Origin of the sequence: Micromonospora sp. MH99 (assembly GCF_021442385.1) — a bacterium.
GTDB lineage: Bacteria > Actinomycetota > Actinomycetes > Mycobacteriales > Micromonosporaceae > Micromonospora.
In genome coordinates this window covers 17,820-28,585 of record NZ_MUZA01000054.1, presented here as the reverse complement: position 1 = coordinate 28,585, position 10,766 = coordinate 17,820, and the positions used below count along the sequence as shown (strand labels likewise).

The 10,766-nt window shown below is 73.6% G+C and carries 12 protein-coding genes; 2 read left to right on the top strand and 10 right to left on the bottom strand.

Going from position 1 to position 10,766, the window contains the following annotated elements:
* The 6 genes from B0E54_RS23890 to B0E54_RS23865 form a co-directional block, all read right to left on the bottom strand.
* Positions 1–1,280: D-alanyl-D-alanine carboxypeptidase family protein (locus B0E54_RS23890; protein WP_234588199.1), on the bottom strand; the 1,280-nt coding region annotated here is incomplete at its 3' end.
* Positions 1,281–1,390: 110 nt separating this feature from the next.
* Entirely contained in the window at positions 1,391–1,810 is a 420-nt protein-coding gene (locus tag B0E54_RS23885; RefSeq protein WP_234588195.1) for a protein-tyrosine phosphatase family protein, read from the bottom strand.
* A 414-nt stretch (positions 1,811–2,224) separates the two neighbouring features.
* Complete coding sequence (locus tag B0E54_RS23880; protein WP_234588193.1) at positions 2,225–2,809, bottom strand: hypothetical protein; 585 nt, start codon at positions 2,807–2,809, stop codon at positions 2,225–2,227.
* Positions 2,810–3,311: 502 nt separating this feature from the next.
* Positions 3,312–3,962 (bottom strand): response regulator transcription factor, encoded by a 651-nt coding sequence (locus B0E54_RS23875; protein ID WP_234588191.1) that lies wholly within the window; start codon positions 3,960–3,962, stop codon positions 3,312–3,314.
* A complete protein-coding gene (locus B0E54_RS23870) occupies positions 3,953–5,113 on the bottom strand; it encodes a sensor histidine kinase (RefSeq protein WP_234588190.1) in 1,161 nt (386 codons plus the stop codon). Before B0E54_RS23870 ends, B0E54_RS23875 begins: the two co-directional genes overlap by 10 nt.
* Positions 5,114–5,178: 65 nt before the next feature.
* On the bottom strand, positions 5,179–5,988 hold the full coding sequence (locus B0E54_RS23865) for a DedA family protein (RefSeq protein ID WP_234588189.1): 810 nt from the start codon (positions 5,986–5,988) through the stop codon (positions 5,179–5,181).
* Between the two features lie 100 nt (positions 5,989–6,088).
* Between B0E54_RS23865 and B0E54_RS23860 the strand changes: the two genes are divergently transcribed.
* Together B0E54_RS23860 and B0E54_RS23855 are read left to right on the top strand one after the other, a co-directional pair.
* Entirely contained in the window at positions 6,089–6,769 is a 681-nt protein-coding gene (locus B0E54_RS23860) for a carbon-nitrogen hydrolase family protein (protein ID WP_234588214.1), read from the top strand.
* Between the two features lie 104 nt (positions 6,770–6,873).
* Positions 6,874–7,371 carry a DinB family protein gene (locus B0E54_RS23855; protein WP_234588188.1) on the top strand — a complete coding sequence of 166 codons (498 nt, stop codon included), beginning with the start codon at positions 6,874–6,876 and terminating at the stop codon, positions 7,369–7,371.
* A gap of 18 nt (positions 7,372–7,389) precedes the next feature.
* Here B0E54_RS23855 and B0E54_RS23850 read toward each other — a convergent pair whose 3' ends face one another.
* From B0E54_RS23850 to B0E54_RS23835, 4 genes are all read right to left on the bottom strand, one after another.
* Complete coding sequence (locus B0E54_RS23850) at positions 7,390–8,040, bottom strand: histidine phosphatase family protein (RefSeq protein ID WP_234588187.1); 651 nt, start codon at positions 8,038–8,040, stop codon at positions 7,390–7,392.
* 60 nt (positions 8,041–8,100) lie between these two features.
* Positions 8,101–8,976, bottom strand: coding sequence for an alpha/beta fold hydrolase (locus B0E54_RS23845; RefSeq protein WP_234588186.1), 876 nt, complete (start codon positions 8,974–8,976; stop codon positions 8,101–8,103).
* A gap of 24 nt (positions 8,977–9,000) precedes the next feature.
* Complete coding sequence (locus B0E54_RS23840; protein ID WP_234588185.1) at positions 9,001–10,473, bottom strand: serine/threonine-protein kinase; 1,473 nt, start codon at positions 10,471–10,473, stop codon at positions 9,001–9,003.
* An 87-nt stretch (positions 10,474–10,560) separates the two neighbouring features.
* Positions 10,561–10,764 carry a hypothetical protein gene (locus B0E54_RS23835; RefSeq protein WP_234588184.1) on the bottom strand — a complete coding sequence of 68 codons (204 nt, stop codon included), beginning with the start codon at positions 10,762–10,764 and terminating at the stop codon, positions 10,561–10,563.
* Positions 10,765–10,766 lie beyond the last annotated feature (2 nt).

Here is a 10,766-nt window from a genome sequence, read left to right as displayed (position 1 = left end):
TGCCGGGGCCCGTTGTCGATCTGACCGGGCAACCGGCGGCGGCGGTGCCACAGCAAGCCGCCCAGCAGCACCAGCACTCCCGCGCCGCTGAGCGCGACCACCGACCACAGCCATCCCGAGGCGGTGCCCGCCGGGCCGCTGGCCGCCGCGGGGCGGGGCGGACCGGGCGCGGCCAGCGCGGACGGCGCGGCCGACGGCGTGGCGGTCAGCTCACCCGGCTCGACCAGGCGGCCGACGCCTGCGTCGCGGGGCAGCGAGAAACCCCAGTCCAGCAGGGCCGCGCCCTGCTCCCAGCCGCGCATCGGCGCCGGCTCGGCACCGAGCAGCGTCACCACCAGCCGACGCCCGTCCCGCTCCGCCGCGCCGACGTAGGTGTGCCGCGCCAGGTCGGTGAAGCCCGTCTTTCCGCCCAACGCACCCGGGTAGCGGTAGATGAGCTGGTTCTCGTTCTGGATCTGGAAGCCCTTGGTCCGCTGCGCCGGCTGGGCCGGAATCGTCGCCAGCCGGGTGAGCGCGTACCGCCGGAAGGTCGGCTGGGCGAAGCAGGCCCGGGCGATCAACGCCAGGTCGTACGCGCTGGTGAACTGGCCCTTGCCGTCCAGGCCGGACGGGGTGACCGCGTGCGTCTGGAGCGCGCCCAGGTGGCGTGCCTGCTCGTTCATGGCGCGCACTCCCCCGGCCGCGCCGTCGGACCCGCCGCCCAGCCGGGCCAGCGCGTTCGCCGCCTCGTTGCCGGAGTTGAGCAGCAGTCCCAGCCAGATCGTCTCGATCGTGTAGCGGCCGCCCTCGACCAGGCCGACGGCGGAGGAGCCGGGCTCGATGTTCATGTCCGCCGCAGTGACGGTCACCGTCTGGGCGGGGTCGAGCCGGGGCATCATCGTGGCCGCCAGCAGCAGCTTCTGGACGCTGGCCGGGGTGCCGTACTCGTGCGGGCCGCAGCCCCCGAGCACCTGGCCGGAATCCAGGTCCGCGACCAGCCACGAGGTGGCGGTGATCGCCGGTGGCGTGCCCGCGCCGGGCGGCACGACGAGGCCGCTGGTGGCGAGTCCAGCGCCGCCGACCACCCGCGCTTCGGGCACGGCGGGTGGGGGCGAGGGCCGTGGCGGGCGGGACATCGCCGGCGCCGGCACCTGTGGACACCGCACGGTCGGCACCGTGGCGGCGGCACCCGTGGCGGCGGCTTCCGTCGCGGCGACGGGCGTGGGGGCCGCCGCGGCCGGGACCGGCCCGGGAGCGAGCAGGACGGCGGACGCCGTGACCGCCAGCAGCGCAGCTCTCATGTGCCCGACCCTAGTCAACAAGATCGCCCGGCGGGAGCGGTTGGCCGCTCGACCATCCGGCGGCGGCCCACTCCACCAGGAGCCTGTCGCGTCGCCGGCGACGCCGGTGGTCAGGCGACGTAGCGCAGCCAGCGTCGCTGCCAGGGTGTCTCGACAGCCTTCCGGTGGTAGCCCGCCCGGACCCAGGGCACCGCCTGCTCGGCAGGCAGGCCGTCGAGGATCGCCAGAGCGGCCAACGCCGTTCCGGTCCGGCCGATCCCGCCGCGGCAGGCCACCTCGACGCGTTCACCGTCGTGTGCCCGACGCAGAGCCGCGCGCAACGCGTCGAGTGCGTCCGCCCGATCGAGCGGCACCCAGAAGTCGGGCCACCTGATCCGGCGGTATGGCCAGGTCGGCTCCGGGCCGGGTGCCAACAGCAGGGCGAAGTCCGCAGGCGAGGCGGTCGCGGCGACGCGGCGGCCGCGCACCGCGGCCCCGCTCGGCAGTACGAGCAACCCCGTCTGCTCCGACCAGATCTGCGCGGCAGTCACCGGGACATTGTGCCGCGCACGAGGGCGGCTCATGGTGCCCGGCGGACACGGAAAAGCGCCGCCCCCGACCGAGTGGTCGAGGGCGGCGCCGGTGTCGGTGTGCAGGTCGCCTCTCGGCGAGTGGCGCGACGCGGCTCCAGCCGGACGGTATTCCGCGAGGGCTATGTAGGTGAGGCCCGGGGACACTGAGTCACACCGACACTGTGCACAACCAGCGGACGCCCGCCGGTGTTCCCGCCCCAGCGCAGATCTTGGACAGTTACCGTCCGCTCGGAACGGTAACTGTCCAAGATCTGCGCCGCGCCGCGCTGTACGGGCCGGGCCGAGCGGGCCGTCCGGGCGACCCGGAGGGTGGGCATGCCGATGGCCGGCACCCCAGGGGGGTGCCGGCCATCGGTCGGGTTGGGCTGTGGGTCAGCTGTTCCAGTACTGGCCAACCAGGTCGGCCGCCTGCTGCTCCCACTGGGCGTACGCGTCGGGGTACGCCGAGACCTGCACGGTCTGGGCGGCCTCGGTCAGCGGCACGTCCTGCCAGCCGTCAACCTGACGCAGGCCCTTGAGGAACGCGGTCGTCGAGTACTCCGGGTCGGTGATCTGCTCGGGCGTGCCCCAACCACTGGACGGGCGCTGCTGGAACAGGCCCAGCGAGTCGTGGTCGTTCATGTCGCCGAGGTGACCCAGGTTCTCCAGCTTGGACTCCTGCAGGCTCGTCGCGATCGAGATGACCGCGGCGCGCTCGGGCAGGCCGGCCTTCTTCGTGGCGGCGATGATCGCCTTGACGTTGCCGGTCTGCTCGTCGTTCAGGTCGATGTGCGACTGGGCACCCTGGGTGCCGTGCGGGATCAGCTTGCTCGTGTCGGGCTTGTCGGCCTGCACCACGGCCACCGGGCGGGCGTCCGTGCCCGGGGTGGCGACATGGGCGATCGGGCCGGCGAAGACACCCCCGGCGAACGCGAGGCCGGCAACAGACAGCATGCTCTTACGGAAGATCGTGTTCATGGGGGTAGCTCCTTCGGGGGTAGGAACACCCGCCTCACCGCCGGGGAGCGGCGACGCGGATGTGAGCACCTCGTCCGGCGCTGCACAAAACAGGGGAAAAGTCTGGGGGGCGGCCTGCGAACCGGGGAGGCTCGTGGCGCCGGGACCGTGTGTAACGACCACCGGTCCGGGGTCATTCCCGGGCCCTCACGGGACCGGATAGCGGACCCGGGGGCGGGCCCACTGTCGTTCGGGGGTCTGCAACGACCCGGCCCGGCCGGCCATTCCCCATCCGGTCGAGCGGGTGGAGGTGGCCGTGGTCCTGCGATCGTCAGGGTGTGTAACGACCCCCGGCCGGCCACGATTCCGGCCCAGGGATGCAACAGGTCACAGCCTGGAAAACCCCAGGATCGAACATTTCGCCCGCGACCACCCACCCAAGTGGGCCGAGCGGACCGGTCGGTGACGATCCGCTCGGAACCTCCGACACCTCAGGGTCGGGATGATCCGGACATCCCGGCAGCTACGAGGGGGTGCCCAGGTAGCGCAGGACCGCGAGGATGCGGCGGCTGTAGCCGGCCGTGTGGGCGAGGCCGAGCTTGTCGAAAATGGCGTTGACGTGCTTCTCCACGGCGCTCTGCGACACGTGCAACCGTTGGGCGACAGCGGCGTTGGTGTGCCCCTGGGCCATCTCGTGCAGGACGTCCCGTTCGCGCGGGGTGAGTCGACCGAACGGGTCGGGTCGCTCCGATCCGGCCACCACCTGGCGGACCACCTCCGGGTCGAGCGCGGTGCCCCGGCCGGCGACCCGGTCGAGGGCGTCGAGGAAGTCGTCCACCTGGGCGACCCGATCCTTGAGCAGGTATCCGATGCCTTCGGGACGGTCCGCGAGCAGGCGGGCGGCATAGCGCCGCTCGACGTACTGGGAGAGCACGAGGACGCCGGTGTCGGGCCACCGCTCGCGGATCTCCAACGCGGCACGCAACCCGTCGTCGGTGTGGGTGGGCGGCATCCGGACATCGGTGACCACCACGTCGGGACGGGACCGGGCGACCGCCTCGACAAGCTCGTCGGCGGTGCCGACGGCGGCGACCACCTCGTGGTCCTCCTCGGCCAGCAGCCGCGTGAGGCCCTCCCGGAGCAGGGTCGAGTCTTCGGCGAGAACTAACCGCACGGCAGTTCCGCGAGCACTGTGGTCGGGCCGCCGGCCGGACTCGTCACGACCAGCCGACCGTCCAGCGCGGCGACCCGCCGAGCCAGCCCGGACAGCCCGCGCCCGATGAGATCCGCGCCGCCGACACCGTCGTCGTGCACCCGCATGCGGACCCACCCTTCGCGTACGCCGATCTCGACCGTGACCAGGTTAGCGGCGGCGTGTTTCGCGGCGTTGGTGAGCGCTTCGCAGGCCACGAAGTAGAGCACCGTCTCGATCTGTCGTGCGGGGCGCAGCGGCAGGTCGCAGCGGATCCGCACCGGCACCTCGGAACCGCGGGCGACCATGGCGAGCACCTCACCCAGGTCGCTGGCGTCCAACGCCGACGGGTAGACCCGCCACGCCACCTCGCGCAACTCCGCGACGGCCCGCTGCACGTCCTCGTGGGCCTGGGCGACAAGGGCGCGGGTGCGGTCGGCGTCGCGGGCGCGGCGGGCCCTCCCGAGCAGCATCCCGAGGGCGACCAGCCGCTGCTGGAGACCGTCGTGCAGGTCGCGTTCGATGCGCTGCCGTTCGGCGTCGACCGCCGCGATGACCGCTGCCCGGCTGGTGGTCAGCTCCTGCACCCGCCGGGTCAGCTCCGCCCGCCGCCCCGGCCGCAGCAGCCGCCGGGCCAGCCGGACGTCCAGCGCGGCGATGCTGGCGAGGGCCTGGATGTTGAGCAGGAGCAGCACCGCGCCGACGGCGACCTGGGACAGCGCGTCGAAGACGCTCAACTCTCCGCGTACCGCCGCGCGCAGCACGATCCCCGCGAGCACCAGGCCGATGCCCAGCACGGCGTACGCCAGCAGGCCGAGCGTGCCGGGCAGCAACCGGACGGCCAGGTAGCCGACCTGCCGCCGGGCCGCCACCTCGTGCGCCGCGGGCGGCTCGTCCGCAGCGAGCAGACCGGCGAGGCGTCGACGTTCCAGGCGTACGAGCTGTCCCGCGCACCGTCTGGTCAGGTCGGTGACCCGGCGGCCGGCCGCGGGCGCGAGCGCGGACACGGCGAGCGCGACCGCCGCGACGGCCAGGAAGCCGAGCTCGACGGCGGCCGTCGCGCTCCCGACGGCGACGCCGAACGGCAGCCGCAGCCGAGCCCACCACGGGCCGGTTGGCCGCTCCCCGGTCATCTGGCGTCCCTTCGGGTGGCGTCCCCTTCGCTCCGCTTCACCGGAGACCTCCGCGAAACGGCGGGCTAGCGCTCGTCCGAGGCCCAGGAACTCCCCCGGTAGAGGGTGCCCCGACCGCCCGGATCCGGCATCCCCGACGGCGGCGCACCATGGCGAGAAGACCCCGGGTCCGAGCCGGAGCGGTCGGCCGACGCGGGATTTCGCGCCGAGCTGCGGGCCCGCAGCACCCGCGAGCCGACGAACCAGGCGACGGCCGCGACGCAGGCGACGATCACGACGTTCTGGAGAGTGCCGACGTAGCCCTCGACGAGGTGCCAGTTGTCGCCGAGCAGGTAGCCGGCGAGCACGAAGGTGGTGTTCCAGATCAGGCTGCCCAGCGTCGTGTAGAGCAGGAAGGTCCGCACCGGCATCCGCTCCACCCCCGCCGGGATGGAGATCAGGCTCCGGAAGATCGGGATCATCCGGCCGAAGAACACTGCCTTCACGCCGTGCCGGAGAAACCACGCCTCGGTCCGGTCCACGTCGCTGAGCTTCACCAGCGGCAGGCGGGCGACGATGGCGCGCATCCGCTCCCGGCCCAGGGACGCGCCGATCAGATAGAGCGCCAGCGCGCCCAGTACCGAGCCCAGCGTGGTCCAGAAGATCGCGCCGACCAGGCTCATCCGCCCCTGCGCCGCCACGAAGCCGGCCAGCGGCAGGATGACCTCGCTGGGGATCGGCGGGAACAGGTTCTCCAGCGCCACCGCCAGTCCCGCGCCCGGCCCGCCGAGCCGTTCCACCAGATCGCTGACGTAGCCGACGATTCCGCCCTCGGGCGGTTCGGCCGCGGCCGCGGGGGTTCCGGTGGCGAGGACGGCGTGCGACGTTCGAATCATGTCCCCACGCTACGAACCGATCCTGAGAATCGACCATGAGGCGGACCATCGGACCCCGCGGGTCGCCCACACCGGCGGGGGTGCGGAAAACCGCACCCCGTTGCGGCTCGCGGTGGCGCAGCCGCCGTGCGTACCCCTGGATGTCGCAGCGAACGCGCGGGCACACGCCGACGCGGTCCGCGCGGCGCGCGCCCGGGTGGTGGTCTTCCCGGAGCTGTCCCTGACGGGGTACGAGGTGCAGGGCCCGGTCGTGTCGGTCGACGACCCCCGGTTGGCGCCGCTTGTCGACGCGTGCGCCGAGGCGGGCACCCTGGCGCTGGCCGGCGCACCGGTGGCCGGTGACCACATCGGGGTGCTGGCGGTGACCGGCGACGGGGTGACCGTGGCGTACCGGAAGATGTGGCTGGGCGGCGCGGAGGCGCAGCGGTTCCGCCCGGGCGACACACCAGGTGTGCTCGAGGTGGACGGGTGGCGGGTCGGGCTGGCGGTCTGCAAGGACACCGGCGTCGCGGCGCACGCGCAGCGCACGGCCGCGCTCGGGATCGACGTGTACGCGGCGGGGGTGCTGGAGTTCGCGCGCGACGCCGCCGTTCCGGACGAGCGGGCACAGCGGATCGCCACGACACACCGGGTCTGGGTGGCGGTGGCGAGCTTCGCCGGGTCCACCGGCGGCGGCTACACCGAAGCGGCGGGCCGGTCGGCCATCTGGACGCCGCAGGGTGACGTGGCCGCCCGGGTGAATACGGCGCCGGGCGAGTGGACCGCGACGACCCTCCATTGAGGACTGATTCGGTGCGGCCGGATCGGCGTCACGGCGCTTCCGTGTCGGTCGGCTCGTGCGTTTCGCGGTTGCTCGTGGACGGCGGCCTTGACATGCTTCGGCCCATGACCGGTTTCCCGCCGACCTTCGCCGACGATGTCGTCGATCTGCCGTCCCAGGCACAGGTCGAGGCGTTCATCGACGAGCACCGCCGCGCGCTCAACAGCGCCCTGGACGGGCTCACCGAGGAGCAGGCGCGACGCTCGTTGGTGCCGTCCCGCACGACGCTGCTGGGGCTCGTGAAGCACGCGGCCTTCGTCGAGAAGGTCTGGTTCGACGAGGCCGTCACCTGCCGGCCGCGCGCCGAGATCGGCATCCCGGCGACGCCGGACGAGTCGTTCATCCTGGCCGACGGCGACACGATCGCCACCGTCCAGCAGGCGCACCGCGAGGCGTGCGAGGCGTCGCGCCGCGCTACGGCGTCCCTGGGCCTGGACGACGTGCTGCGCGGCCACCGACGTGGCCCGCTGCCGCTGCGCTGGGTGTACCTGCACGTGCTGCGCGAGCTGGCTCAGCACTGCGGGCACGCGGAGATCCTGCGCGAGCAGATCCTCAGCGAGTAGGGCCCCCGGCGCGCGGCGTTACTGGATCGCGCGCTGGCCGACAGTGGCGGTGTCGCCGAAACGGCGCAGGGTCCAGCGGGCCGGCGGCCAGCCGCCGGTGTCGTGGTCGGTGACCCACTCGGTGATCGAGGCCGGCGGCACGTCCAGGTCGAACGCCCGGAAGATCGGCTGCGCGGCGAGCGCGTGGAAGGCGCCCTCGACTGTCTCGCTGTGGCCGACCAGGACCACGGTGCCGCCCCGGTGCCGGTGCGCGATCTCCATGATGGCGCGGCTGACGCGCACCACCAGTTCGGCCCAGCTCTCGTTGCCGTCCTCGAACGGCCGGAACACTCCCCCGCCCGGCACCGCGTGTTCGGTACGGAAGCGGGTGACCGGCAGCCCGTCGGCGTACGGCGGGGTGTGCCACGTGCACAGACCGCAGTCGGCCAGCGGGCGGACGCCGAACGCCGCGGCGATGGGCTGCGCGGTCTCGACGGTGCGCCGCAGCACTGACGAGTACACCGCCACCGGCCCCTCGACGGCGTAGTCGTCGACGAGTCGCTGGGCAAGCCGGTGTGCCTGGTCGTGGCCGAGCGGCGTCAGCCCGCGGCATCCGTGCGGGCCGCCCACGATCCCGTCGACCTGGTGGAGCGACTCGCCGTGCCGCACGAAGATCAACCGTGTTCGCATCGGCCCATCATGCCAGCGACGCACGCGGATGGATCAGCCGTCCGTACGAGATGACTGTCGTCAGCCGGCGTCCAGCACCTCGCGCAGCCGCGCGGCGAACTCCTCGGGCTTGCCCGCGTAGCCGAACTCGCCTCCGAGAAAGCCGCCGTGGTGACTCGGGAACACCACGGCCTCCTGGCCGAGCAGCGCCGCCGTGCCGAGGGCCGTACGGGCGGTGTACGTGCCCGCCGACTCCTCTCCGACCGCGATCACGATCCGGGTCGACGACGCCGTGAGCACGCTCGCGTCGGGGCGGTAGTCGGTGATCGCCCACGAGTTCTTCGACAGCAGCGGATTGTCGCGGCTGCCGTCGTCGTCGGTGGGCATGCCGACCATCGCCGGGTCGGGCGCGGGCTGGGCGAAGTAGGCGTCGGTGAACTCGCCCTGCCACGACGTCATCGCGATGAACGAGGCCATGCCGGCGCCGAATCCCTTCGCCTGGTACGCCTCGTAGAAGCCGTTCCGAGCGCGTTCGGCCGCCGCGGCGTCCGGGAGCACCGCGTTGATCGGCGGCTCGTGGGCCACCAGCGTGACGACGTCGCCGGGGTGGGTCGCGACGAGTTCGAGTGCGGTCACGGCACCGCCGCTGCTGGCGAACACGTCCACCGGGCCGGCGTCGAGCGCCTCGATGAGCAGGTGCAGGTCGGCTGCCTGCTGCTGCGGCGTGTGGTCGGACCGGCCGTCGGTACGGATGCTGCGGCCAAGCCCGCGCGGGTCGTAGGTGACGACGGTGCGGTCGCTGAAGTGCGGGGCGAGCGCGTCGAAGCCCTCCGCTGTCATCGGCTGGCCGATCATGAGCAGCGCGGGCCGCCCGCCGCCCGGGGGCAGTGGGCCGCGGACGTCGTAGACCAGCTCGACGCCGGGCACGGCGAGGGTGTGCGTCTGCTTCGTCGTCATGCCGGTGAGACTACGACAGATGCCTCAGCCGTCGGTGCGGCCGGCGGGCAGCCCGCGGGCCTGACTGAGCAGCGCGTCGAGCTGGGCGCCCGTCTGCCGTGGCAGCCGGCCACGGTCCACCAACTCGGCGATGGTGTCGCGCAGGTCGGCGATGCGCCGCTCGCGGTCCTTGGACCGTCGGTTCACGTCGGCGAGGTCGTCGCGGAGGTCCTCCGCGGTCTTGCGGTCGACATCCCCACGGGCCACCGCCGCGGCGAGCACCTCGGTGAACTCGTCGCTGACCTGGCGGAAGCTGACCGGCACCTGCTGGCCGACCGTCGGTGGAGCGGCGCTTGCGGTCGACGGCGACGGCGACGGCGATGCCGGCGGCTTCGGTGACTGCGTGCTGGGCGCGGGCGCCGGGGCGGAGGTCGACGGCGGGGCCGCCACCTGCGCGGGCCCGGGGGTGTCGGGAGTGTCGGGTGTGCCGAGGCCCTGGGTGAGCACCGCGCCCAGGCCGACCAGCATGGCGAGACCGGCCGCGACGAGGAGGCCCAGAGGTCGGCGCGATCGGCGGCGGGCCGGCACGGCCGGAACCGGCACGGGCCGGGCGGCCGAGCGGTCGATCAGGGTCGGCGGGTGGGCCGCCGAGGCGGACGGCACGATGCGCAGCAGCTCGGTGGGGGGCTCGACCGGTTGACCGGCGCCGAACCGGCGGGCCAGCTGCGCGGCGCTCGGCCGGCGGGCCGGGTCGGCGGCGAGGCAGGCAAGGGTCAGGTCGGCGATGTCGGCGGGCAGGCCGTCCACCCGCAGCGGCGGCACCGGCGTGCCCTGCCGGTGCACCTCGAGGGCGTCCTCCCAGCTCTGCACGGGCAGGGGCGCCTGGCCGGTGAGCGTGCGGTAGAGCAGTGCGCCGAGGGCGTACACGTCGCTGGCCGGGTCGGGCGGGCCGGCGGTGAGGCGCTCGGGCGCGAAGTACGCGGGTGTGCCCATCAGCGGCTCGCCGGACTGGCTGTCCAGCCCGCCGAGCGCGGCGATGCCGAAGTCGAGGACCTTGGCGCCGGTGTCGGTGAGCATGACGTTGCCCGGCTTGACGTCGCGGTGCACCACCCCGATGCGGTGCGCTGCGGCCAGCGCGGCGGCGATCTGCCCGGCCACGCGGACGGCCTCCGGCCAGGGCAGCGGGCCACCGCGCAGCCGGTCGCCCAGGTTGTGGCCCTCGACCAGCTCCATCACCAGGTACGGGACGACGACGCCGCCGGCCAGGGTCGCCTCGGCGTAGTCGTACACCTGGGTGACGTGTGGGTGGGTCAGCCGGGCGGCCGCGCGGGCCTCGCGCTGGATGGTGGCCCGCAGTTGCGGGTCGGCGGCGAGTTGCCCGGCCAGCACCTTGATCGCGACCGGCCGGCCGAGGACCTCGTCGTCGGCCCGCCACACCTCGGACATGCCACCGAGCCCGATCCGCTCGTGCAGGACGTAGCGGTCGTGGAGGCGGAGGGTGGGCGTGAAGGGTGACATGGCTTCACCAGTCTGCCTGGCGAGTGCCCCTTCGACCACTCTGCGTGCCCGACCCGGCACCGTTCGTCCCGCCTGTGCCGAAATGGGTCAGGAGCAGCGGGTCACCGTGGGCATCGGTCGGGGCTGGATCCGGTCGGCGAGCCGGCGCAGGGCGACGGCGGTCACCTGTCGGGTCGGGGCGAGCAGCGGCCGGCGCTGCCGGTCGGCCTGGACCGGAGCGTCCGGTCGGGCCGAGTTGACGTGTCGGTTCATCGCGTCGAGAGCGGTGACGTAGCCGGTCGGGAATTCCATGG